Genomic DNA, 24939 nt, shown 5'->3' on the forward strand with positions numbered 1-24939 from the left:
CTTAACATAAGAACTTGTTGATATATAAGGGCTTTGGAGGAGAAAATGTTAAAAGTATGGGCAGTTAAAAAAGGTGATCACGCTCCGCTGGCAGATTACCAAGCGTAAGTTTTTGTAACTGGTTGGTTACAAGCAGAGGATTTACATATTGAGATATGCTGCTCCCCATCAGTGCGCTTATTGCTGGGGAGTCATTGGCGAAGTGTACAGAGCGTTTGAAGTAAGCTTTAGATAAGTTCTGATTTTGAACAGCAACAGGTTAAACTAGCGCGCAACGGGAAATCCAAGTTACAGCAAACGGCAAGGGGCAGTTAGATGGCGATTCAATGGTATCCGGGACACATGCACAAGGCGCAGAAAGAGATCGCTGAAGTGATGCCACAGATGGATCTGATTATCGAAGTGTTGGACGCCCGTATTCCTTACAGTAGTAGTAATCCAATGATCACTAAGTTACGTGGCGATAAGCCGGTAATTAAGGTTCTAAACAAGCGCGATCTTGCCGACCCGCTCCTAACAGCCCGTTGGGTGGACTATTTGGAACAGGAAACCGGGGTTAGAGCTTTGCCCCTGACAACGCAGCAGCCGTCTGAAATTAAAACCATCATCGAACTGTGCCGTAAATTGGTACCTCACCGGGACCAAGCTGGCAAAAATATTCGCGCCATGATTATGGGGATCCCCAATGTGGGTAAGTCGACCACGATTAATATTCTTGCTGATCGTATTATTGCCAAGACCGGTAACGAGCCGGCAGTAACTAAGGCGCAGCAGCGCATCAATCTGCAGAATGGTGTGGTGCTAACAGACACCCCGGGCATGCTATGGCCTAAGGTGGAAAACGAAAATAGTGGTTATCGCTTAGCTGTGACAGGGGCTGTTAAAGACACCGCAATGGAGTCTGATGACGTGGGTATGTATGCAGCGGACTATTTGTTGCTGGCTTACCCTGAGCAACTGAAACAGCGCTATCAGTTGCCAGAGTTACCGGAGACTGGCTGGGATCTGTTGGAAATGATAGGGCGTAAGCGTGGCTGTTTACGTTCCGGTGGCAAGGTCGAAATGAATAAAGCGGCGGATCTTCTGTTACATGAAGTACGCGCAGGTACGCTAGGAAAAATCACCATGGAGACTCCGGATATGGTGATTGACGAAGAAGCCTTGATAGCAAAACGTCTAGCGGAAAAAGCGGCGAAGGATGCACAACGCAAAGCTAAATTTAAAGGCCGTCGTTAAACGGGCTTTGGGCCGAGAAGAATTGAGGAGGGATGGTCACGATGGAAAAGCAGACTGAAATTGAAGCGGCGGTGTTACGTCGTTTATTAGCTCATTTAGACAGTCGTAAAGATGTTCAAAATATTGATCTGATGAACCTAGCGGGTTTTTGCCGTAACTGCCTATCAAAATGGATGGTGGCAGAGGCTGCTCAGCTGGATGTAGCGGTTGACCCTGACGAGGCCAGAGAACACATTTACGGTATGCCTTACAGTGAATGGAAGGCGAAGTATCAAAAAGAAGCCACCCCGGAACAGTTGGCCGCTTTTAATGCCAGCCAGAAAAAATAGTCAGGCGTGGGATGAGATCGCTGCGCTGCCAAACTTGGGGACTGTATCGGCGAAAATGTTACTTGCAGCTGGTATCGCTTCTTTGACTGAATTACAGGCATTAGGGGCTGTTCGCTGTTTTCTGCGGGTCGAGCAGCAGTTGTTAAAGCCACCCAGCTTGAATCTGCTTTATGCGCTTGAAGGCGCGCTAGTTAACACCCATTGGTGCACTGTTAAACGGGAGATGGGAGGGCAGCTTATTCTGGAGTTAGATGCTGCCCGGCAAGCGCTTAAGGCATAAAGATACGTGAGCTTAGTCTCTGCGTAGTTTAGGTTTGGTGGAGATCGGTGTGGGGTAACGCTTAACCACCCAATAGGTAGAAAAGATAAAGGTCGCTATGGTTGCAGATTGTATTAAGGTAGCTCCTTCGCTGCTTAATACGCCGCTGCTTAGCGCGGAAAAGGCCACCAACATAGAGAATTCACTGGCTTGCCCCAAGCGAACCCCAAGCTGTTGAGATATCGCTCTATCTTCACCCGTCCAGATAAATGCTTTTTTAAAGCTAAGTACCTTCAGCCCTACTAATACTACGCCGAAACAGAAGCCGGACAACATTAAAAATGGTGCCATTCCAGCATCAAATTGCGCACCGATGGCAAAGAAAAATAGGATCAGGAAAAACTCCCTTAATGGTTTCAGGTGCTCAGCGATGGCCATCGCCACTTGACTGACAGCAATCGATAGGCCAGCTAAAAAGGCGCCAATCTCGTATGAGAGACCAAGTTGATGGGCGGCTTCCGCCCAAAACAGACACCACGCCAGAGTAGCGACAAATGTGTATTCCTGGATCACATCAAAGCGGCGGAACAGTGGCAACACGATGAAGCGCACCCCAGCAAAGGCCAGTATGGCGATGCCAACTAATTTCACTAGCAGCATCGCGAATGTGGTGAGCATCGCTTCACCTGCATCAATATTCAAAAACAGGATCACCATGATAGCCAGAATGTCTTGCAGCAGCAGTACACTGGTCATCACCTCACCAATGTGTTTGTGATGCAAGGCCGTTGTGGGGATCAGTTTCAGGCCAATGACGGTGCTTGAAAACATGAGTGCCGCACCTATCACCAGCGCTTCTTTTAGCGGCATTCCCATACTAAGGGCAAACACAAAGCTGGCGCTAAAAAATAGCAGGGAGGTGCCGAGGGTAATCAGTGCTGTTTTCTGAAACAGCAATAACAGCTTTCTGGGTTGCAGATGTAAGCCAAGCAAAAACAGCAACAGGATCACACCCACATGGGCGATCTGTTCAATGTTGTTGGCATTAGGGATCAAGTCAAAGCCGGATGGGCCGATGAGGATCCCGGCAACAATGTAAGCAAGAATGATTGGCTGGCGAGCGTACAGGAATGCAGTGCCAATAATGGCAGCACTGACCACTATCATGGAAAGCTGTATGACGATGGTGTCAAAGCTGATCTGCATTATTTATCTTTATCCTGCGGGTACTGCTTTCATCCGTATCTGCAGAATAACCGGAAATGGGTATCAATTGGCAATATTCTTCTCAGCAAAGACACGGTGATAGTCTTTCATAAATGTGATCCACGTTGGAAAAAATGTGCTGTTTCAGTGAGTTATACTATCATTCAAAAATGATTAAAGTCTGTACAATTTTGGCCGATAACCTAAGCGTGTAATTTTAACTTTTTTATGCCGATGGCTGATCATAAAGCCGCTCATTGATGGCAATGGGTTGGCTAGTCAGTACATAGGGCTAAGGTATGATGATGAATAAGATCCCAGACCTGATGAATCTGTTGCGTCCACAGCCGGGAAGTGCCGGCCGCCTGGGTCAGCCACAGAATGATGCCGCGGGTGGTCTGAAGTCGGCCCCGGGTTTGGTTTCGCAACCCGGCGAAGATGTTTCTTTGCGTTCGCCATTTCAAGTTGCGATGCGCTCTTTGGCCGATTCAGTCTATAAAAATTTGCCATTTTCGCCGCAACAAGCAGCATCGTCAGAGGCTCCGGTCGAAGAAAATACCGGTGGTTTTGATTACGAGCTCGTGGCTAACAATGTGACTTCCTATATCGAAAAGGCTGTTAACCAAGCGCGGGAGCGCGGTGAAAGCGATGAGTATCTCGAAGATATGATGGCGCAGGCTCGCATCGGTGTAGATCAAGGCTTCGGTGAAGCGCGCGACGAACTTGAAGATATGGGCATGATGAGCGAAGAGCTGGGGAATGGCATAGATAAGAGCTATGACTTGATCCAGCAACGTTTAGGCGAGTTCGAGAAAGAGCTGTTTGCTGGTGATGAAGTGGCGTTATCTTCACCGCAAGTAGAGGTGACCCGTAGTAGTTCCACAGAAAGTTATAGCAGCGGTGGCGACTTCAGTGGCGCGCAGTTAGTGGGGCAGGCTGCCTCCTATCGGGTTGAAAACAGTGCTTCTTTGGAGCTATTCACCAAAGAGGGGGATAAGATCGCTATCAGTTTTAATGCGTTACAAGCCAGCTCTATGGGGATGGGATATGCTTCGAATGATAACGGCGAAGCACTTATTTCTAGCTACAGCAATGAGTCTTCGTTTGGCTTCTCTTTTTCCGTCGAAGGCGATCTAAGTGAACAGGAGATGGCAGCGATCACTGATTTTATTAATCAGGTGGCAGGCGTTGCCGATTCATTCTTTGCTGGGGACTTTGATGCAGCGTTTGATAAAGCCAATGAACTGGGCTTTGATGATTCACAAATTGCATCATTCTCAATGAGTTTGGAACAAACCCAAACGATCGCGGCTGCGAAGGTGTACCAGCAGGTACAAGATCAGCCAGCAACCACACAGCCTGGTGCGGGAGCGAGTTCCTTGTATGACATCATGGAGCCACTTAGTGAATACATTAAACAGTTTAAAGAGCTGATAGAGCAAAGCGAGTCTATTTTTGCAGAATCCACTGAGAAATCGACTGCGGCTATTGACCAGGTAGCTGAAAAAATTCTGCCATTCCTGCAGCCAGAGCAGCAGGACGCGGCCAATCGTTTTCAGGAGTTTAACCAACGGTTGCTGCAAGCTCTTGAGCAGTTAGAAGCACCGGTTCAAGCGCCGCTTGAATAGTTGCTAGCAATCCCTATTGGGTAGCAAGAAGGGTTAGCATTGCTGGCCCTTTTTTATATCTGGCGCAGAGGTTTCTAAGGGGGGACCCCCTCCGACTAGGCTAGATTTTGACGGGCTTGCTTGCTTACTAACCGCTATACTTTTCTCCACGTAGACTTGTTATGGGAGGATTTATGGCTTTTCGCCATGGCATTAGTAGGGAGCAACTTGCCCTAAAAATATCTTTGATTGCGACTTTGATAATGGTTGCTCTTGGCATCAGCTTTGGCTTGCTCTCCGGCTCTTCCGCTATTTTGCTCGACGGTTTTTTCTCTCTCTTTAGCACTGCAATGACAGGCCTTGGCCTTATAACCAGTTACTTGGTAACGCGCGACGAAGATCGGCGCTTTCAGTTCGGTTATGCCTACATTGAACCCTTAGTGACAACTCTAAATGGCATCGCTATTTTGCTCATGTGTGGTTTTGCTATTTTTTATGGTGTCGAAGCCATTTGGTCTGGTGGGCATCATGTTGCGTTGGCGTTCGCGTTACCTTATGCCTTGCTAAGTAGCCTGTTGTGTTGGTGTTGTTACGCTTTTATGCGGCGTGAGAGCCGTCGCACTGGCTCCTCGTTGCTAGAGATCGATAGTCATGAGTGGCTAGTGGATGGTTTGTTAAGTAGCGTCGTACTCGCCGGCTTTGTTGTGGCGCAGGGGCTAACTTGGTTTGGCTTCGAAAGCTGGGTTAGGTTTGTTGACCCGATATTGATGCTGTTATTAAGCAGTGTCGCTTTAATTCTACCTCTCAGGGTGCTGTTTCGGAGCTTAAAAGATCTACTCGCGATGGCACCAGACGACGATTTTGCCCAACAGCTGCCATGTAAGTTGGCGGTTGTTAAAAGGCAGCATGAACTGCGAGGCTACCGTCATTACCTTTCTCGCTCCGGTCGGCGCTACGATCTGGAGGTGAACTTCTTAGTCGCTCAGGATTGTGAATTGTCGATGGCGGAACAAGATTTCATTCGGCGCCGCTTATGGCAAGATTTGCAACAGCAGCAATCCGATTTGTGGTTAACGGTGAGTTTCACCGCTAATCGGCGCTGGTTGTAATCGTTGCGTTGTCGTGGGGCGGTTTCTGAATAGGAGTGGATGGTAAGCCGTTTTCGGCGTCTGCCTTTGTATTAATCTATCGGTTTTAGTTTACCAGGGGGATATTTTTTGACGCATTGAATGCAAATTTTTTGACTCTAATGCTATTCGGTATCACTAACATCGTGCTATTTTTGAGCAACTAACATGACTTTATGAGTAAAGAAGTTATTTCTCTACTCTTTCTCAATTTATCTTATCGGGATATGGATATGAAACACCCGTTCCATTACGCGGCCATGGCCTCCGCTCTTACCTTAATGCTTGGCGCTTGTGCGACAGGCGATGTCGATACAGCAACTACTGGTCCGATTGTGGCCAGTTCTGGCTCAGTCTCCCAAGCTCAGTGCTCACGTTGGAACGGAGAGGAGGTCAGTGTCAATGTTTCTAAAGCGTTCAGTGACGGCGAACTGATTCGAGATTTCTATTCTGGTCAGGAAACTACGGTACGCAATGGCAAGGTGGCATTGACGCCTGCCGCCGACAGCGAAGGTTTATTGCTATTGGAGCGGGTGGATAGTAAGGAGAGTAGCTTTAGCTGGGATAACGCCAATGTCTATTTTGTTATCACTGACCGATTTGAAAATGGCGATCCTTCAAATGATAACAGCTACGGGCGTAAGCCCGATGGTGCGAATGAGATCGGTACGTTTCATGGTGGTGATCTGAAGGGCCTCACGAGTAAGCTGGATCATATTGCTTCACTAGGTACTAATGCTATCTGGGTGACCGCACCTTATGAGCAGGTGCATGGTTGGACTGGTGGTGGTATTCGCGGTGATTTTAAGCATTACGCGTATCACGGCTACTACGCCATGGATTACACCACGATGGATGCCAACATGGGTACCGAAGAAGATTTTCGCACCTTTGTAGACGCGGCCCATGAGCGTGGTATCCGCGTGGTGATGGATATCGTTATGAACCACCCAGGCTACGCGACACTGCAAGATATGCAGGAGTTCAAGTTCGGTAAGATGCGTGCAACGGTTAAATCTACGGAAGAAGTGCTCGGCGTAGAAGAGCATTGGACTGATTGGGAGCCGCCAAAGGGTAAGAATTACCATTACTTCAACCGTTATATCAACTACGAAAGCAGTGAATGGGGTAACTGGTGGGGCCAAGCCTGGGTCCGTGCCGGGATCGCTGGTTACGATTCGCCAGGAGAGAGCGAACAGAAAATGTCGCTGGCTTACTTACCAGATTTTAAGACTGAGTCATCTAACGAGTCCGGGCTGCCTAATTTTTATAAGAATAAACCTGATACCAAAGCTGTTGAAATTCCAGGTTATACGGTACGCCAGTATTTAGTTAAATGGCTTTCTGACTGGGTGCGTGAATACGGTGTTGATGGCTTTCGGATCGATACCGCTAAGCATGTAGAGATGGATGCATGGGCGGAACTAAAGGATGCGGGTGTTGCTGCGCTGGCAGAATGGAAAGCCAACAACCCTGACAAGAAGTTGGATGATTTACCATTCTGGACGACGGGTGAAGTTTGGGGGCATGGTGTCACTAAATCAGGTTATTTCAGCCACGGTAAATTTGATTCCATTATTAACTTTACCTATCAAACTGAAGATGCGGATAAGGCGATGCGTTGTTTCAGCAATGCAGAATCGACGTTCCAGCGTTATGCCAATAAGGTGAATAGCGATACTCAGTTTAACGTCTTGAGCTACCTGTCATCTCACGATACCCGCCTGTTCTTTCACAAAGACGCAAAGAGTGATTTGAGTACCTATAAGCGAATTGCAGCACCGTTCTTGCTCTTGCCTGGTGCTGTTCAGGTGTACTACGGAGATGAAACTGCACGTCCGTTTGGAGTTACCGGCTCTGATAAGCATCAAGGGACTCGGTCTGATATGAATTGGGATCAGATTGTTGATGAACGTGCAGAGCTATTGGCTCATTGGCAGAAAGTTGGCCAGTTCCGCAAGCGGCACTATGCTATCGGTGCCGGTAGCCATGAGCAGATCAGTGACGCGCCTTATGCGTTTGCTCGCTATGCCGGTGATGATGCCGTGGTCGTGGTGTTTGCTGGCCAACCAGAGTAACGTTGTTTAGCTTTTATTAAGCCGCCGTTTGGCGGCTTTTTTTATCTTTCAAGCCGCTTCACTAGAAGTGGCTGTTATCTTGGTGTTGTGCCGCAGTAACCTGCCTGTTATTTAGCGGTTAATTGCTAACCAAAATTGATTGTGCTCAAAAAACAACCTGCGAAATCCTTCAAACTCCGCACACTTAATTATTTCCGTGATTAATTTTGGGGTGAGTCAAGTGAACAGCAAAACAGTGACTGTTATCTACTTTCTGCAGGATGGCTTGGGGCGTATGTGTCAACAGGTCTTTAATAACCTGCAGCTTGATCCTATGGGGCGGGTTAAGTTGCCGTCCGGCTTTAACGAAGGAAAATTGTTAGTGGCGGTACTTGATGGTCAAGTTGATGACATCACCGTGAACGCCGAGTTTTATGACGGGGTGAGTGAAGTGGAGTATGTATAGGCAGCGATTTTGCCTGCATATATGCTAGCTCGTTGAACCGAGTCAGGGCTATTGATCGTCGAGTTGCTCTTTTCTTGGTATCTTGTTTGTTACCCAATAAGCAATCGCTGCAGCTAAGAATACAATACCAATAGCCACGGTATATTCAGGGCTGAGTTTCTCAGGATCTAAAATTATTACCTTTCGGGCTATCGCCATCAATGCGGTAGCCATGACGATCTTTACGTGGATGACGTCATCACGAAGGTACACCGTGATATTGATAAAGATCTCGATAGCGATCAGTACCGCCATAAAGGCACCAAAAGTCGCCAGCATATCCGAGATGGTCAAGATAAAGGTTGGTGGCGTGGTCAGTTTTTCGTATAGCGTCCAACCTACGTCAATTACCCCCATGACGATAACAAATACCATCAATATGGCGAGCACTTTGACTGACCAGTGAATAACAACATGGAGTCGATTGATTAGTTTGTCATCCCTATTTAACTTCATCTATCGACTCCTAGCCTCTGTTTTTCAGTAGGTTGCTACTAGTTAGTCAACTTTCGTGTCCAAAGGTTCGTCTACCGGCGGTGCTTGCTTTCTCGCTTGGACTATTCGTTGCTGAGTCTTTTCATCACCTAAAACGGTAACTCGGTGATGTAGTGCCGCTTTGGCGAGTAAGTGGGCTGCCACTGGCGCAGTGATAAACAGGAACATGGTAATAAGTAATTCTTTTATACCGAATTCACCCGTCTGGTAGGTAAACATCAATAAAGAGGCTAACAAGGTGGCACCTATGCCTAATGTTGTCGCTTTTGTTGGCGCATGCAGACGGGTAAAAAAGTCCGGTAGCCTGACCAAGCCGATTGAGCCAAGCAACATAAAGAATGCGCCCAGTAGCAGTAAAGCCGAGGCAATGACCTCTATCCAAAATGGCATAACGATTCCTTATTCTACGATGTCGCCGCGCAGCAGGTATTTGCAGAATGCTGAGGTACTGATAAAGCCCAGCAGCGCGATTAACAGAGCACCTTCAAAATAGAGTGGTGATCCACGATACATACCTAGTAGTAAAATCAACGCGATGCTATTGATATACATAGTGTCCACCGCGATGATCCGGTCTGGTGTATTGGGCCCAACAACCAGCCGCCAGGAGTTCAGAATTAGCGCTATTAACACCATTCCGCAGGCAATCATAATACTGATGGTTAACATCCAAATACCTCCTTTAGTGGCTGCTCATAGCGTTGCTTAATATGTGCCACCATCGCTTGTTCGTCATCGATATGCAGAGCATGAACGTAGAGCCACTTCTTATCTTCAGAAAATTCGACGCTGACAGTCCCCGGTGTTAATGAAATAGTGCTGGTGAAAATGGTTAGAGGCAGTTCGCCACTGAGATCTAATGGCACCACAATAAAACCTGGTTTCAGGCGTTTAATCGGTCCCAGCACCCGTTTCATCATCTCTATGTTCGATACGACGATATCCCACAGCACCATAAAGAAATAGCGCAATGCGACCAGCGGCTTCTTCGCCACAGGTTCATCGGCACTCAAGGGCGACACCAACAATGGAATACCTATGGCTAAAAATGCGCCAAGCACCATGTGGCCAGCAGAAAAATCATTTAGCGCCAGCCATACCAGCCATAACAACAAACTATGAAATGGGGTTGGCAGCAGGGCAAAACTGCGGTGTATCTTCATTACATGGCTCCTGCTGTTAATGTGATGCCTTGGTATAGTTGTGCCGCGGCTTGTTGAGTCAGCTCAGTTACAGGCCCACCAAAGGCGACCAGTAACGGGAAGCAAGCCAGTAGTATAACCACGCCAACTATCTGCAAAGCAGGTGTTGATTCGCTGGTGACTTGGTTGCCTTGGGAGCGCCAGAACAGGGTAGTACCTGCCCGAGCCAAGGTGACTAAGGAGATAAGTCCGGCAATCAATATCGCTCCCCAAAACCAAGCCATTTGCGGCTGGTCGATGGTAGATTTCAGTAATAGTGCTTTACCGACAAAGCCGGAAAATGGCGGCATGCCGATAACCGTCAATGCCGCAATAAAAAAGCAGGTGCCAATAAAAGCTGGTTTGGCGATCTTTCTGGCGGTGACAAAGCGATCTTCCGCTTTACCGCGCAGTTGTTGCACGATACCAGCGATTAGAAACAGCGCTGCGGCGACGAGCGTGCTGTGGATTAGATAATAAAGCGCAGCCGCCGTTGTTTGTTCGGTGTTGATCGCGACAGCCATCAGCAAAGTACCGACAGAGATAATGACCAAATTAGCCACCAGTAAACGCAGGCTTTGGCTGGCTAAGACACCAATACAGCCCATGGCTAGCGTTAAGAATGCCAACGGCCATAGCCAGGCTTGTGCCATATTGGCCAGCTCACCGGCTTGTTCACCAAAAATCACGCCATGAATACGCCAAATACTGTAGATACCCACTTTGGTCATGATCGCAAACAGTGCCGCAACCGCCGGTGTTGCGGCGCTGTAGGTACGGGGCAACCAGAACTGTAATGGTAATAGCGCGGCTTTAAGGCCAAATATCGCAAGTAGTAACAGGCCTCCAGCTTTCGCCAGAGGTAACTGTTCGGTTGGCAAATAGGCCACTCTATCCGCCATGTCGGCAAAGTTAAGCGTTCCTAGGGTGCCGTAAAGCGTGCCTAAGGCAAATAGAAATAGCGTGGAACCGATGAGGTTTAAAAATACATAGTGAATATTCGCTTGGGTACGCTGTTTGCCGCCGCCATGGATCATGAGTGCATAGGAGGCGATCAACAGGATCTCGAAGAACACGAACATATTGAAAGCATCGCCAGTTAGAAATGCACCGTTGATACCCATTAACTGAAACATGAACAGCGGATGGAAAAAGCTGCCGCGAGCATCGTCACCGGCACAGGCATACAGATGAGCAGAGAGTCCCAGCACACTGGTAAGCAATAGCATCAAAGCTGCCATCGTATCGGCAACCAGTGAAATGCCAAATGGTGCCTGCCAGTTGCCCAGCGCATACACTTGAATTCCCTGATTATTGATCGTTACCAATAGCCAAACAGAGATAATTAATAGCAGCAGGTTAGCTGCGATAGCAAAGCTACGTTGCCACTGTATGCGCCCTTGCAAAGGAGGCAGGATCAGTAAGATCGCTGCGAGGAATGGCAGCAGTACAGGGAGAACGGCGATATGATCGACTAACTTCATTTCGTCTCCTGAGTTGGGACTGAAGGTTTGGCTAATGGATCCATTGGCTCTTCGCCATCAACATGGTCGTTGCCTAAATCAGCGCGACCACGCATCGCCAAAATGACCGCAAAGGCTGTCATCGCGAAGCCGATCACGATGGCGGTTAAGACCAAGGCTTGAGGCAGTGGATCTGCATGCTGTTTTGCTTGTCCCAAAATGGCAGGTGCATCCAGAGTTAAGCCCCCGCTGCCAAACAGAAACAGGTTCACTGCGTATGAGCACATCAGTAGACCCATCACTAGGGTAAATGTGTGACCCCGTAGCATCATAAAGATGCCGCAGGTGGTCATCAGACCGACGCAGGCTGCGTATAAGGCTTCCATTAATACTTCTCCTCCAGTCGTTCGGTGGTGGTCAATTTACCCAGATGGGCGAGGATCAGCAGTGTCGCGCCAATCACCGTCAGATATACCCCTAAGTCAAAGACCATGGCACTGGCGAGCTCAAATTTACCCACCACTGGTAGTGAGAAATAATCAAACCAACTGGTCAGGAATGGGCGGTCAAACAGCCAACTTCCTAAGCCACTGAGCAATGCGATTAATAGGCCGACACCAATCATGCTGTGGTAACTGATTTTAACCCGCTTACTCATCCATTCGACGCCGTGTGCGAGGTATTGCTGGATCAATGCAACTGCCGTCACCAGACCAGCGATAAAGCCGCCACCCGGTAAGTTATGTCCACGAAGGAAAATATAAGCGGAGATCAGCAGTGACAGAGGGAGCAAACTCTGAGAAACCACAGATAAGATCATCGGATGCTTTTCTTTTGCCCAAGGGCGGTTAGCCATATCTTTTGATGGCATATATAAGGTCATGCCTGCGAGCAATTTGTAGATCCCCAGTGCGGCGATCCCAAGAACGGCAATTTCACCCATGGTGTCAAAGCCGCGGAAGTCGACCAGAATCACGTTGACTACGTTGGTACCGCCACCGCCACTCTTACTATTCTCCAGGAAGAAGGTAGAGATGCTGTCTAGTGGTTGGGTTAGCAGCGCATAGCTGATGGTACCCACCACACTGCCTATCAACGTCGCCAAACTGAGATCACGGACGATATGGCTCGGTTTGGTGCGATCCATCAATGATTCTTGCGGCAGGAAGAACAGCGCCAGTAGTAACAAGATAATTGTCACGACCTCGACCGAAAGTTGGGTTAAGGCTAAATCGGGCGCAGACAGGTAGGCAAAGGCGACAGACACGATCACCCCCACCAGAGATAACATCAGCAAAGCGACAATGCGTTTGTGGCTCCATAAGACAGTCATGATAGAGCCAAGCATGAGCAGAATCGTTCCGGTGATAAAAACACCATCGGGTGGTGTGGTCTCCGCGTATGAGCTCAGATCCAAAGACAGTAACGGCGCGCCAGCCAGCAGTAGGGCAAACAGTAAGAGTAAAAACGCGTAACGCTGTAGCGAGCCATTCTCTAGTTTTGCATTGAGCTTTCTTGCCGACAACATGATGCCGTTGACGACATTGTGGAAGACGACTTTGGCATCCACTTCAGGAAACTGAGCCTGAAAACGGAACAGATTTCTACGATGATAATAGAGCGTACTACCTGCAACAACGGCCACCAGGCTCATCATCAAAGGCAGGTTGATACCATGCCACAACGCTAGGTCAAATTTAGGTAGTGGCGCGTTAAGTACAGCCATGGATGCGGCATCTAACAAGGGACCAACGGTCCATTGCGGAAAGATGCCTACGAGCAAACAGATAGCGACCAGGATCTCCACCGGTACCCGCATATATCGTGGCGGCTCGTGGGGCTTCTTCGGAATCTCTTTTGGCTCACCATTAAAGAACACATCGTGGATAAAACGCAGTGAGTAGGCCACCGCCAGTGCGCCCCCCACCGTGGCCAATACCGGTATCAACCAGGATAAAGCGCCCAGGGTACTTTGATGGAGTGTTTCGGCGAAGAACATCTCTTTCGACAAAAAGCCGTTCAGTAGTGGAATACCCGCCATTGATGCTGCTGCCACCATTGCCAGCGTGGCAGTGATTGGCATGTACTTCCACAAGCCATTAATTACCCGCATATCTCGGGTGCCACATTCGTGGTCGATAATCCCAGCAGCCATAAACAGCGAGGCTTTAAAGACCGCGTGGTTAATGATGTGGAACACGGCCGCAATGGCTGCCAGCTCAGTATTGAGACCAAATAACAGGGTAATTAGGCCCAAATGACTAATGGTGGAGTAGGCCAGCAGACCTTTTAAATCGTGTTTAAACAGAGCGATATATGCGCCCATTAACAGAGTGGATAATCCCGTTAATGTGACAATGAGAAACCACAGTTCTGTGTCTGCTAACACCGGATAAAAGCGCGCTAGTAAGAACACGCCAGCTTTCACCATGGTCGCTGAATGCAGATAGGCACTGACCGGTGTCGGTGCCGCCATTGCATGGGGTAACCAGAAGTGGAATGGAAACTGGGCGGATTTGGTGAATGCTCCGCCTAAAACCAGTAACAAGATAACTGGGTAGAGCGAGCTGTTACGAATGATGTCGCCACTATCGAGTACTGCGCGCAGATCATAGCTACCGACGAGATTACCTATTAGTAATAATCCCGCTAGCAGTGCTAAACCACCAGCACCTGTGATCGCCAATGCCATCCGTGCACCTTTACGGGCATCGGTATTGTGACCCCAGAAGCTGATAAGCAGGAAGGAGCTCACACTGGTTAGTTCCCAGAAGAACCAAAGCTGGATCAGGTTGCTGGACAATACGACGCCAAGCATGGCTGTCATAAACATAATGAGATAACTGTAGAAACGTCCAACAGCCTCTTTTTCCGAGAGGTAATAACGCGCGTACAGGATCACCAACAGGCCAATACCCAAGATCAGCAAGCTGAATAGAAAACCCAAACCATCCAGATGGAATGAAAGATCTAAATTTAAAGCTGGGATCCAGCCCAGTTGTTGCTGGATCACCACACCGTCAAATACGTTAGGCGCTGCCATTAACACCAATGCTAGCGAACAGGCTGGCAGTACTGCCGTTGCAGTAGCGCAGGCATTGCGGCCCAAACGCTCAGTGAAAAGAGGAACCAAAATGCCTATTAAGGGCAACAGGGGGATTAGGAACAAACTCATCTGTAGTGGGTGCTCCAGTATAGTGAGGAAATAAAATATTTAGCCATAATAGTTAGTTACACCAGCCATCGCTACTTAAACTCATTCTGCAATACCATGATGACAAAATGATAGTGCGATAGTTGAACGCGCATGATGATCATCTGTCTGTTCTAAAATAAGCGTCTACTCTCCGATAACCAATTAGTAAAAAAGTTCTCTAAATAGTGATTATCCACGGCTTTCGTTGATTAAAAGCAACATCTAGGCCTTTATGCTGGATGAGGAAGCACGCCATTAATTTGAAATTGTGGCAGGGTAAATGCGCAGATCTCTGGCATGCCAAACTGCTTGGCTGTGCTATGAAACTGTACTCGCTCACCATCCACAAAAGAAAGCATAGGCCATTGCGCCAGTGGTGTCGGACAGGCGAAAGCATCGGCAGTAAACAGGGCGATATTTAGACCATGCTGTGGATCCCTCGCCGACGGATAGATGATCACTTCGGCCTCTTGTTCTCGAAGCAGGGCACCGACGGCCTGCGAAGCGGTGTAATCAATAGGATCAGCGGTATCAATATTACCCTCTGTGAATGTTACCTGACGCAGATCTACCGCCGCATGGGAGGCATAGCTGGCAGTAAATACTGTGTGTTGTGCTTTAATCGGGTTTGGTGGCGCACTGGCCATGCTGTGCCAGAATACCAGACGGTAATAAGCGGTTTCTGCCATCGCTGTGGTGGCCGATAGGCCGCCATAGAACAAGCTAGGCTCGTGCACCGTACCAAAACGGGAACCCCATTTTAATGGTGGATAACGAAATGAGGTGGCAAGCAGAAAGTGCAGGTGTGCGGCGTGAGCCGGCAGAGGTGGCTTAGATTGTTCCAGTAGTTGCTCGAGCAGATACTGTTCGGCCAGATCATCCACCAGTTGCATGGTGGCGATTTGTTGCTGACTTTCGACGATCCGTATCAATTCCCCTTCTACCGATGAGAAGGTGAAGTCCATAGTGAGCTTCATCCACGCCCTCGCATTGCATCAAGGAATTCAGTGACCCTGACCAGCCCCTGGACATCGCGGATCTGCTGGGCAGGAATACCGTGGGTAAGTTTGTTCTCGGTTTGCATAAAGTGGCGCATATTCGCAGTGTCGCCTCCCATCAGTGCATACAAGCTGCGATAGCAGCGGATAAGCAGGGCAGCCAATTGCCCTGGCTTGCTTTCGATATGGATGCCATTGCGGCTGATAGCACTGCGATCTTTACCTATCACTTCTGATAATTCAGACTGAGATAAACCTAACTGCTTAGCGGCATTTTTCACTGCCTTGGCAAGCACATGTTCAGGTGATGCATGGGGGATAGCGGACATAGCGACACTCCAATATGTTGCATATGCACAATATAGTTCATAATGTTGCGTTTGCATAGCTCTGTTCTTGTTTGTCTTAGATTCAGTGCGTTGGGCTCAGCATACTCATTTGATGATGAGATAGGATTTGCTGGCACTGGATAGCCTTTACCTGCACGGTTTAAATTGGTTATTTATCCGGGAAATCTCGTTCTTTGAAGAACTCCTCTAATGGTGAAAATATGATCATCCGTCGATCCAGCACAACAGATTTAGATGCTATCCAACAACTCCATCAGTCAGCCTTTGGTGAAGCAGAGGGTGAGGCCGTCGCTCAGTTGGCATTGGCATTAGTTGCTGACCCTTCTAAGGTCCTGTCGCTGGTCGCGGTAGCAGAGAACAAAGTGATTGGTCATGTGTTATTTTCGCCCATTCAGATCGTCAACTATGACAGTGTATCTGGCTATATTCTTGCGCCGTTGGCGGTTGCACCAACGGCACAAAGACAGGGGGTGGGTATGAAGCTGATCCGGTTTGGCTTGGAGTTATTAGCGAATCAGAGTGTGGATATCGTCATGGTACTTGGTGATCCTAATTACTATGGCCGTTGTGGCTTTCATACTGAGCATAAACTGGCACCTCCTTATTCGTTGCCTTATCCAGAAGCGTGGCAGGCTATTGCTTTGCAAGAGCATGCTCTGCAGGAAGTGAGCGGCCTAGTTAAGTGTGTTCCGGTCCTGATGGCACCGGAATATTGGTAATGTCATCGATTGATAAACAATCTATTGCTGTATGACGCCATGTTGCATGAACGTTAACAACCACTTGATGCAAATCAATACGTCACTTTATTTTGGTAATTAGAATTATTCTCATTATCAATCACCTTTTGTGACTGGTATAATGTCGATACAGCGGAAGAATTCAGGCTGATTAGCTGAAGTTTGATTCGCCGCAAAGCCAACTATTACGGCTGGCTGTTGACTCTTTGATCAGGGAACTATAGGAGCTCAGAATGGTACTTTCTGACGTCAGAATTGGGCAGCGTGCGACAGTCACTGAGCTTTGCTTACAGAGCATTACGGCCAGTCAGCGCCAGCGCTTACTGGCTTCCGGGCTCACCCCTGGTTGCGCCGTTGAATTGGTGCGGAAAGCTCCTTTAGGTGGTGCAGTGCAACTGCAAGTACGGGGCGCTCGCCTCTGTATAGGTTCGCTTTTAGCGCAAGCGATTACGGTGGAGGTTAAGCCATGAGTAAAGCATTTCGCTGTGTGATCGCAGGTAACGCCAACAGCGGCAAATCAACCTTGTTCAATGGCTTAAGTGGCAGCAATGTTTCTGTGGGAAACTGGTCAGGTGTTACGGTTGATAAGAAGATTGGCCATTTCGCTTGCGAGCAGCAGAACTTTGATCTGGTTGATCTACCGGGTTTATTAGATCTCAATGCCATCAATCACGATGGCTTACTTGATGAGTCGATCAGTCAGCAGTGCATTCGCCAGGGCGAGTTTGATCTATTGATTAATCTGGTGGATGCCACGCAATTAGAGCGTAGCCTCTATCTGACGCTGCAGCTTCGTGAGCTTGGCGTGCCGATGTTGGTCCTGTTGAACAAAGCAGAGGTAGTGCAGGCTCGAGATCATAAAATCGACGTTGACCAATTAGCTCAGCAGTTAGATTGTCCGGTGATGTCGATCAGCGCTAAATCTCCCTGCGATATAAAGGCGTTAGTCAGCCGTATTAATACGCTATGCCAGCAGCCACTAGTGTTAAAGCCCTTTACCGTGCCTTTGGGCGACAATGTTGAAATGGCAATAACCAAGCTGGGTGGCGTTCGTGCTGATGCCATTGCACGCCTATTGATGCTGAACGATGAACAGGCGCAGCAGGCGCACGCGCAGCTAACGGCCGACAGCATCCGTCTTTCTGATCATCTCGCCACCCAGCGCTATGCCTTGGTCGATAAGATCTACCAGCAAGCGGTAACGGTAGCTGATGCCAGCTTATCGTTAACTGAGCGTTGGGATCGATATGCGCTGAATGTGTGGACTGGGGTGCCGATTTTCCTCGGTATGATGTATCTGACTTTTATGTTTGCCATCAATTTTGGTGCAGCATTTATCGACTTCTTCGATATTGTTGCTGGCGCGCTATTTGTCGATGGTTTCGGGCAACTGCTGACCAGCGTCGGCTCGCCTGATTGGTTGACGGCAATTCTAGCCAGTGGCGTGGGTGCCGGTGTACAAACGGTAGCGACCTTTATTCCGGTGGTGGCGTTTCTGTATGTGGCATTAAGCATATTGGAGATCTCCGGCTATCTGGCACGGGCAGGGTTTGTTATTGAAGGACTGATGCAAAAGATTGGTCTTCCGGGTAAGGCTTTTGTGCCGTTGATCGTCGGTTTTGGTTGTAATGTCCCCTCAATTACCGCGACCCGTACGCTAGACAGTCGCCGTGAACGTCTAGTGACCGCCATGATGGCACCCTTTATGTCTTGTGGTGCACGCCTGCCTGTGTACGCATTGTTTGCCGCTGCTTTCTTTCCCGATAATGGTCAAAACCTGGTGTTTGCTCTTTATCTCATCGGGATTGTCGCTGCTATTTTGACTGGGGTGTTGCTGCGTTACACCCTACTGCCGGGATTGGCGAGTCAGGGGATGATGGCGTTACCGGATTATGAGATGCCAACGCCGGGAGCCATCGTGCGCCGTACGTGGCACCGTACCAAGCAGTTCGTTCTTGGAGCGGGTAAAATGATTGTGCTGGTGGTGACGGTATTAAGCTTCGTCAATAGCATCGGTACTGATGGTAGCTTTGGTAATGAGGACAGCGAGACGTCGCTGTTATCAAAAACGTCGCAATGGGTGACACCGGTGTTCCACCCTATGGGGATTGCCGATGATAACTGGCCTGCGACCGTCGGCATCGTCACCGGTATTTTTGCTAAAGAAGCGGTGGTTGGTACTCTCAATAGCCTCTATTCTCACGCCGGTGAAGAGGAAGAGGGCGGTGTAGATCTGTTAGCTGCGTTGAATGAAGGGTTATCTACCATTCCTGAGAACTTGCTCGGTATCGCCTGGGAAGATCCACTAGGGCTTGATATTGGCGACGTCAGTAACAGCGAAGAGACAGCGGAAGCTTTTGGTTTCGAAACCGGTACCTTAACCAATTTGGAAGCGGGTTTTAAAACCCGGGCGGCGGCGTTTGCCTACCTGCTGTTTATTTTGCTCTATACCCCATGCGCAGCTGTATTGGGGGCTATGTCAGGTGAATTCGGTAACCGCTGGACCGCATTCTCTGCAGTGTACACCTTTGCCTTAGCTTACGCCGTGGCGACGCTGTTTTATCAACTAAGTCAGTTTGCGCTGCAACCTTTGACTTCCACATTGTGGATCAGCCTGATCTTTGTGGTGTCGGCTCTCGTTGTCTGGTTGCTCAGAAGAATGAAACAGCCAGCAAAGATGGGCGTTGGCGATATTCCGGTCATGATCAGAGAATAAGCCTGCTCCATGGGGTTATCTTTGAATGAAAGCGGTGAGCATGCTCACCGCTTTTTTTTGCTGCAGATTTATTTCACCGTTTACCTGTTGCCTGCAAATACCACCATGACTTTGTCATCTTCCGTTTGACGACTAAAGCTGTAAGGCGCGGCATTTAGTTGTCTATGTTGTCCGCTACCGATCGCAGGATGTCGCTGGCGAAATTGGCCTAAGATCTGCCAATGCTTGAGCAGTGCTGCTCGTGCTCCCGTGAGCTCATTCCAGTTCATGTCAGAGCGGGATGTCAGCATCCACCTCTGGGGTGGATTTTTCCGGGTAGGACTTCCTTACTACTTAATCCTTACTGCTTAATCCTTGCGGCTTAATTTGGCCGCGATGACTTTGGCCGCCTTGCGGTCGTTGATATCTAATTTACTGTAGATATGGTTCACATGGCTTTTGATAGTGGAGAGAGCCACATGCATCTGTGCGGCGATCTGCTCGTTGGAGTAACCACGACCAATGCCTTGCAATACCTGCCACTCTTTTTTGGTCAGGCGTTCGTCAGGGGGTAAGACTGGGGGACTTGTTTGTTTGGCAGTTTGCATCGTCAACTGCTGCCAGCATGCGAGACTATCCAGCGCCTTGGCGTTGTCTTTAAAGTCATTGTTTAATTTTCGCCAAAGGCTCAGGCCCTGCTCACCCAACAGCAAGAACTCGGCGATATACCTCTGTTCCAGCCAGGCTTGAATCGTCTTTGTTACGCTTTTGAGTGATGCCGAGTTACCTTTGTTCCATTCGGTCATGGCCTCTATCCAGCGCAGTTGCGCAGCCACCTGACAGGCGCCAATTTCGTCCCAGTAGGGCGCTTGCAGCGAAAAGTCATGGGGTAACACTTGCCCTGCCAGCAGGCGGTTTCTGCCGAACAGCAAGTTATCCTGCAGATCGGGGATGGTTTTGGGTGACTTGTGCCAACTCAGTTGTTGTTCAAGCTGCCGCAGTTTTTCTTTTTCACCGCGCCACTGAAAGCACATCTGCAGTACTGTGCGTGCGCGATGGCGCCATTGGCGACACATAAAGTCATTGGCTAATCGAGTTTCCAGATCGGAGATTAAGGATGAGGTGGGTTTGCCCTGCAGTAGCGCAATGGCCAAACGCCATGTGACGTAAGGAAACAGCCAATAATCGCCTCTCGGATGGGTTAATTCTTCCCCGCGTTCCAATGCTTTCTGTGCGCTGCTAAGGTCTCCTTGTTGCAGGTAGATCTCAACTAAGGTGCGTTGAATAGCATCGTACAGGTGGTCGCTGAGCAGTTGTCGTTGCTGCGCGAGCTCATGGGCCTGCTCGGCTAATGCCTGTGCTTTCTGGATATGCCCGCGGATCTGCGCCACATTGGCTAGCCGTAAGGTAGCCGCCAGTGCGATATGGTGCTGATGTTCGGTGTTGGCCAGGGGCTGCAGGTGTTGCAGTTGCTTTGCTGCGTCATCGACCTGACCTAGCCATAGTAACGCCATGGCACGGGTAAACATGGCAGACAATCTGTCGTGGGGAAGTGTCAACAGAGGCAGTGCCTGCTCGGCATAACGTAATGCTTCTGCTAACAGGTCAAACTGATAGTGAGTCTCAGCCTGTAGCACTTTAAATCGTGCGACCTGCGGTTCATCCCATTCTGGCAAGGGCAATTGCTGCACCCATTGGTTACTCAGACCACTGTCTTTTTGTGCTTCGAGCAACCACCAACCATAAAGCAAGGCGATCTCTGGGTGATGCTGTTTTTGCTCAGTGCTTAATAGCGAAAAAACGTCGTCGAGCAGCCTGTAATGTGCAAGATGGAAACAGTGCCAACCGACACTCTCTAACCAATCGATTGCCAGCATGGGGCTGTGTTGTTGTTTGACCAGCTCGGCAGCGGCATGCCATTGCTGTCGCTTAAGCAGTGCGCGGCAAGCATTGTGATTGGCGATCTCCAATCGTTCGGGATCATTGATCACCAGGTAGTGGTTTAACGCCTGTCGGAAGAAGGGCACCATTTGATATTGGCCGGTGTCAGTGCGGCTGATAAAAAGCTGCTCCAGGATCAACTTACTCAGCCACGCTTTGTGTGGTTGCTGTGGATCAAGTGCGGTGAGTAACGCGTCATCAAACTGTGCAAATGGGACTAATGACAGCAGCAAATGTTGTTGTGCGGGAGGTAGGGGTTGGATCGTTTGCTGAACCAGGTAATCGGACAAGTTGGCGCCGATCTCATCAAGGTCGACCTGATCCGAGGGAACGCCGCGGCCACACAGTCGCAACACCATTCGCCAGGGGGCGGGCCAGCCCTGTAAAGCCTGTTGTGTTTGCTGTTGCCACTCGGTGGATAAGTTTGTGTCTACCGACTGGGTGAGTGCGGTCACCTGTGCCATGCTCAGTTGCAGGTCGTGACGGTCTACCACGGAAAGCTCACCCTGCAAATCATAATGGCTGAGCCAGTCAGCATGGGCATGGCGCGAGCAGAGGATCAGTTTGAACAAGCCTAAATCGAACAGAAAGAGCAGCAGTTGCTGAATGCTTGGCTCAGTGATCAGGTGTAAGTTATCACACACCAGTAGCGCGGGTTGACTGGGTTGCCATTGCTGAAGTTGAGCTTTTAATACACTCAAAATGGCGTTGTCAGAGGCCTGGCTTAGCTCTTGCTCTGCGGCGATGGTGGGCAAATTCAGCACCTGGGTGAGATGGATGACAAAGGCGCTGAGCAGATTATCGCTCGGGTCGAGTTTGATGCCGAAACAACAACCTTGCCACTGGCTTAACCAATGCATTGCCAAACTGCTTTTGCCGTAGCCTGTTGGGGCGTGAAGTAGCGTTATTCGTGTGTTCGGTGGATTTGCCAGTGCTGGATTGAGTTGCCACAGGGGGTCTAACGGGCTCAGCTCGTTTGTGCAGGGGGCAGCATCCAAAGAACTAACTGCCAAGGCTTCTGTGGCGATCATTGTTTTGTGCGGCGCTCCGTGTCGTAGTCAACGTGTTGCGATAAGCTGGTATGAAAATAAAAGATTCCACCCTAAGGGTGGATGATCTCTGTTAAAGGAGATGGGGATAATCCTGCCATGCTTTTAAGTCATCTGTATAGGAATGGATATGAACCGTGAACAACAGCGCCAGCAGTCACAGTTAGATTTTGTTGCCTCGGGGCAGGAGATTGTCGTGGGGAATGAGGCGCTATTGCCTTTGCCCTTGGCGCAACTGCGGCAAACCACCGCTGATTCAGCTTATGTCGTGGAGACCTTTGCCGGCGGTCTAACCGCCCATGTTTACCATATCCGTGTTGATGGTAAAGATTGGAACTTAAAACTGAAACGGCCTGAGAGTTTGGTTAAGAATGTCGATGGGCAAACTTCATTTCTCAACGAAGTGCAGCGACGGCGGGATTTTCAGCAGCTAAAAAACCAAGCTGCAACCAGCAAAGCGTTTGCCCATGTTGTGCCGACTGTGTATGCGTCGTTCCAACATGGGGTGATGTTATCCCCATGGATTGAGGGAAACTTGTTAACCGAATTCAATGAAGTGGTGCTGACCCAGTTATTTGATACTGTTGTTAACTTCGAACTTCAAGGGATCATCGAGTGGGATCTGTGCCCCGGTAATATTCTGTTTGATGGCCATGATATCTCGCTGTTCGATTTTGGTTACTGCTACACCTTTGATCCGCTCAGTGAGTTTAATAGTTGTGGGCTGGATGCGCCGCTATTCCACAGTGTGGAGCGGCTGGAAACGCGCAATTTCTTTGGCTATTTGCTGAAAAAAGAGAGTACTTGGTCGCAGCGGGAGATCATGTCGCTGTTCGAATTAGAGAAGCGACTGGCGTTGCAGGCCTATCAGCGTAAGTACGCAGCTCTTAAAAAAGCAGGAGCACAGCAACAGGTACTTGATTGGGTGCAAGGCTTTGTTCAGCGCTGGCAACAAGCTTTATCCACGCCTTCAGCACTCGATGATCTGTTTCTGGTAGAGAGTTTTCGTTCCCATCTATTGGACGTCAATGATGATCTGCATGGCCAATCCTGTACGCCAATGACCTTGCAGCGTTTAGATCGGGTAGAGCAAGTGCTCACAGATCATTTTGATGCTCTGAAAAAGCTGGATGGTTTGTTCTTTGGTGATGAACTGTTAACTCAGCAAGCATTGTTGAGTCGCACAACAGAGCAGCGGCGTCAGGCGAAGGCGTTCCAATTACAGTAACAGTGAACAGTTCTGACAACGGAGTTGATTAGAATAAGCTTTCACTTGGCTGCCGGTACGCTAGTTTTATGCCGTGAAACTGCGCCGCGTTGTCTGATTATAATTAGGTTGTTGCAGGCTGGCTCTGAATTGGCATCAAGCCATGATAAGCTGGCCTCCCCCGAGATTCTTAGTTGATTTTTGCTCGTGAAAATTATTACTCAGGCGATCCCCACCAATATCATCACCGGCTTTCTTGGTGTCGGTAAAACGACAGCGATCATGAAGCTGTTGCAAGATAAACCGGCCGATGAGCGCTGGGCCGTTTTAGTGAATGAATTTGGCGAAGTGGGGATCGATGCGGCCTTAATCAGTGGCGATCCGCAGGCCGCGCAGGGTGATAACGGCACGTTGTTCATTCGGGAAGTGCCCGGCGGTTGTATGTGCTGCACCGCAGGCGTACCTATGCAGGTGGCGCTGAACCAATTAATCAAACAGGCTCGTCCCGACCGTTTACTCATTGAACCCACAGGCTTGGGTCATCCGAAGGAGATTATTGCTGCGCTGTCAGCTGTTCACTATCAGGATGTGATTGAGTTGCAAGCCACCATTACTTTGGTGGATGCGCGTAACTTAAGTGATTCAAAATATCGACGCCATGACACCTTTATTCAACAGCATCAGGTGGCAGACCTTATTGTTGCCAACAAGTCGGATCTCTATCTAGGGGGAGAGCTTGAGGCGTTAGAGCAATTTCTTACCGAGTTGAACTTACAACATCTACCGGTTAAGCAGACCCGTCAGGGTGAGTTAGCGCTGGGGTGGCTTGCCGCACCAGCTAAAGGCAAAGATCCTGATACTGGTACGACTGGCGTCGGTGTTTCCGCAGCCGTCGGTGTGGCGACCAATGAGAGCGCTTTGAGTGATGAGCGCATCGAGCTGACTGACAAAGATCTTACTGGCTTGGTAAGGATCGATAGCAATGAAGATATGGGGATGCTCAGCACAAGTTGGATCGCATCAGGGTCGCTAACCTTTGACTATCTGCCGCTCTATGCATTGCTAACCGAATTGCCATTTGAGCGGGTAAAGGGGGTATTTCGTACCTCACAGGGCAACGTTGCATTTAATGTCGTTAATGGTGTGCTCTCTAGCTGCCCGTTAAAGCAGTGTGACGATAGCCGCGTTGTTGTGATAGGTGGAAATCGGGCCGATCATGATCGTTTTGAAAAGGGACTCAGGGGCTGTTTATCGCAGAACGGAGTATTAGACTGAGCGATGAGAATGGCTCTGTCTCG

24 protein-coding genes are annotated in these 24939 nt (G+C 49.1%); 12 read left to right on the plus strand and 12 right to left on the minus strand.

Going from position 1 to position 24939, the window contains the following annotated elements; translation table 11 throughout:
* Positions 1-315: 315 nt before the first annotated feature.
* The 3 genes from ylqF to DU002_RS05440 are packed head-to-tail and all read left to right on the plus strand — an operon-like array spanning position 316 to position 1845.
* On the plus strand, positions 316-1236 hold the full coding sequence (gene ylqF, locus DU002_RS05430) for a ribosome biogenesis GTPase YlqF (RefSeq protein ID WP_114337335.1): 921 nt from the start codon (positions 316-318) through the stop codon (positions 1234-1236).
* A gap of 41 nt (positions 1237-1277) precedes the next feature.
* Complete coding sequence (locus DU002_RS05435; protein WP_114337336.1) at positions 1278-1565, plus strand: DUF1244 domain-containing protein; 288 nt, start codon at positions 1278-1280, stop codon at positions 1563-1565.
* Positions 1546-1845, plus strand: a complete 300-nt coding sequence (locus DU002_RS05440) for a TfoX/Sxy family DNA transformation protein (protein WP_114337337.1) — start codon at positions 1546-1548, stop codon at positions 1843-1845. Before DU002_RS05435 ends, DU002_RS05440 begins: the two co-directional genes overlap by 20 nt.
* A gap of 12 nt (positions 1846-1857) precedes the next feature.
* Here the strand turns inward: DU002_RS05440 and DU002_RS05445 are convergent, their stop codons facing one another.
* Positions 1858-3030 (minus strand): cation:proton antiporter, encoded by a 1173-nt coding sequence (locus tag DU002_RS05445; RefSeq protein ID WP_114337338.1) that lies wholly within the window; start codon positions 3028-3030, stop codon positions 1858-1860.
* Between the two features lie 299 nt (positions 3031-3329).
* Here DU002_RS05445 and DU002_RS05450 point away from each other — a divergent pair, with 299 nt between their 5' ends.
* The 4 genes from DU002_RS05450 to DU002_RS05465 all read left to right on the plus strand — a co-directional run bounded on the left by DU002_RS05450 (position 3330) and on the right by DU002_RS05465 (position 8287).
* A complete protein-coding gene (locus tag DU002_RS05450; RefSeq protein WP_147271779.1) occupies positions 3330-4658 on the plus strand; it encodes a DUF5610 domain-containing protein in 1329 nt (442 codons plus the stop codon).
* A gap of 173 nt (positions 4659-4831) precedes the next feature.
* Positions 4832-5746 (plus strand): cation diffusion facilitator family transporter, encoded by a 915-nt coding sequence (locus DU002_RS05455; RefSeq protein WP_158537968.1) that lies wholly within the window; start codon positions 4832-4834, stop codon positions 5744-5746.
* 251 nt (positions 5747-5997) lie between these two features.
* Positions 5998-7842: an alpha-amylase gene (locus DU002_RS05460; RefSeq protein ID WP_199405168.1), complete on the plus strand. Its 1845-nt coding sequence runs from the start codon at positions 5998-6000 to the stop codon at positions 7840-7842.
* Between the two features lie 220 nt (positions 7843-8062).
* On the plus strand, positions 8063-8287 hold the full coding sequence (locus DU002_RS05465) for a DUF2375 family protein (RefSeq protein ID WP_158537969.1): 225 nt from the start codon (positions 8063-8065) through the stop codon (positions 8285-8287).
* 48 nt (positions 8288-8335) lie between these two features.
* Here the strand turns inward: DU002_RS05465 and DU002_RS05470 are convergent, their stop codons facing one another.
* The 9 genes from DU002_RS05470 to DU002_RS05510 form a co-directional block, all read right to left on the minus strand.
* Positions 8336-8782, minus strand: a complete 447-nt coding sequence (locus DU002_RS05470) for a phosphate-starvation-inducible PsiE family protein (RefSeq protein WP_114337343.1) — start codon at positions 8780-8782, stop codon at positions 8336-8338.
* A gap of 42 nt (positions 8783-8824) precedes the next feature.
* Positions 8825-9211, minus strand: a complete 387-nt coding sequence (locus tag DU002_RS05475; RefSeq protein ID WP_114337344.1) for a Na+/H+ antiporter subunit G — start codon at positions 9209-9211, stop codon at positions 8825-8827.
* A gap of 9 nt (positions 9212-9220) precedes the next feature.
* Positions 9221-9490 (minus strand): K+/H+ antiporter subunit F, encoded by a 270-nt coding sequence (locus DU002_RS05480; protein ID WP_114337345.1) that lies wholly within the window; start codon positions 9488-9490, stop codon positions 9221-9223.
* Positions 9484-9984, minus strand: coding sequence for a Na+/H+ antiporter subunit E (locus DU002_RS05485; protein ID WP_114337346.1), 501 nt, complete (start codon positions 9982-9984; stop codon positions 9484-9486). The genes DU002_RS05480 and DU002_RS05485 overlap by 7 nt, the downstream gene beginning before the upstream one ends.
* Positions 9984-11486 carry a monovalent cation/H+ antiporter subunit D gene (locus tag DU002_RS05490; protein ID WP_114337347.1) on the minus strand — a complete coding sequence of 501 codons (1503 nt, stop codon included), beginning with the start codon at positions 11484-11486 and terminating at the stop codon, positions 9984-9986. Before DU002_RS05490 ends, DU002_RS05485 begins: the two co-directional genes overlap by 1 nt.
* Positions 11483-11851, minus strand: coding sequence for a Na+/H+ antiporter subunit C (locus DU002_RS05495; protein ID WP_114337348.1), 369 nt, complete (start codon positions 11849-11851; stop codon positions 11483-11485). Before DU002_RS05495 ends, DU002_RS05490 begins: the two co-directional genes overlap by 4 nt.
* Complete coding sequence (locus DU002_RS05500; RefSeq protein ID WP_114337349.1) at positions 11851-14640, minus strand: monovalent cation/H+ antiporter subunit A; 2790 nt, start codon at positions 14638-14640, stop codon at positions 11851-11853. The genes DU002_RS05495 and DU002_RS05500 overlap by 1 nt, the downstream gene beginning before the upstream one ends.
* A gap of 251 nt (positions 14641-14891) precedes the next feature.
* The gene (locus DU002_RS05505; protein WP_114337350.1) at positions 14892-15638 is read right to left on the minus strand and encodes an RES family NAD+ phosphorylase; all 747 of its coding nucleotides are present in this window, start codon (positions 15636-15638) and stop codon (positions 14892-14894) included.
* Positions 15635-15988 carry an MbcA/ParS/Xre antitoxin family protein gene (locus tag DU002_RS05510; RefSeq protein ID WP_114337351.1) on the minus strand — a complete coding sequence of 118 codons (354 nt, stop codon included), beginning with the start codon at positions 15986-15988 and terminating at the stop codon, positions 15635-15637. The genes DU002_RS05505 and DU002_RS05510 overlap by 4 nt, the downstream gene beginning before the upstream one ends.
* Before the next feature lie 221 nt (positions 15989-16209).
* Here DU002_RS05510 and DU002_RS05515 point away from each other — a divergent pair, with 221 nt between their 5' ends.
* From DU002_RS05515 to feoB, 3 genes are all read left to right on the plus strand, one after another.
* Positions 16210-16728, plus strand: coding sequence for a GNAT family N-acetyltransferase (locus DU002_RS05515; protein WP_114337352.1), 519 nt, complete (start codon positions 16210-16212; stop codon positions 16726-16728).
* A gap of 254 nt (positions 16729-16982) precedes the next feature.
* Positions 16983-17219: a FeoA family protein gene (locus tag DU002_RS05520; protein WP_114337353.1), complete on the plus strand. Its 237-nt coding sequence runs from the start codon at positions 16983-16985 to the stop codon at positions 17217-17219.
* Positions 17216-19465, plus strand: a complete 2250-nt coding sequence (gene feoB / locus DU002_RS05525) for a ferrous iron transport protein B (protein WP_114337354.1) — start codon at positions 17216-17218, stop codon at positions 19463-19465. The genes DU002_RS05520 and feoB overlap by 4 nt, the downstream gene beginning before the upstream one ends.
* Positions 19466-19545: 80 nt before the next feature.
* Here feoB and DU002_RS05530 read toward each other — a convergent pair whose 3' ends face one another.
* Both DU002_RS05530 and DU002_RS05535 read right to left on the minus strand, forming a co-directional pair.
* A complete protein-coding gene (locus DU002_RS05530) occupies positions 19546-19755 on the minus strand; it encodes a hypothetical protein (RefSeq protein ID WP_114337355.1) in 210 nt (69 codons plus the stop codon).
* A 57-nt stretch (positions 19756-19812) separates the two neighbouring features.
* The gene (locus DU002_RS05535) at positions 19813-22416 is read right to left on the minus strand and encodes a LuxR C-terminal-related transcriptional regulator (RefSeq protein WP_114337356.1); all 2604 of its coding nucleotides are present in this window, start codon (positions 22414-22416) and stop codon (positions 19813-19815) included.
* Between the two features lie 148 nt (positions 22417-22564).
* On the opposite strand from DU002_RS05535, the gene DU002_RS05540 reads away from it, so the two are divergent.
* Together DU002_RS05540 and DU002_RS05545 are read left to right on the plus strand one after the other, a co-directional pair.
* On the plus strand, positions 22565-23662 hold the full coding sequence (locus DU002_RS05540; RefSeq protein WP_199405169.1) for a protein kinase family protein: 1098 nt from the start codon (positions 22565-22567) through the stop codon (positions 23660-23662).
* Positions 23663-23854: 192 nt separating this feature from the next.
* Positions 23855-24916: a CobW family GTP-binding protein gene (locus DU002_RS05545; protein WP_407642911.1), complete on the plus strand. Its 1062-nt coding sequence runs from the start codon at positions 23855-23857 to the stop codon at positions 24914-24916.
* Positions 24917-24939 lie beyond the last annotated feature (23 nt).

Source organism: Corallincola holothuriorum (genome assembly GCF_003336225.1).
Lineage (GTDB): Bacteria > Pseudomonadota > Gammaproteobacteria > Enterobacterales > Neiellaceae > Corallincola > Corallincola holothuriorum.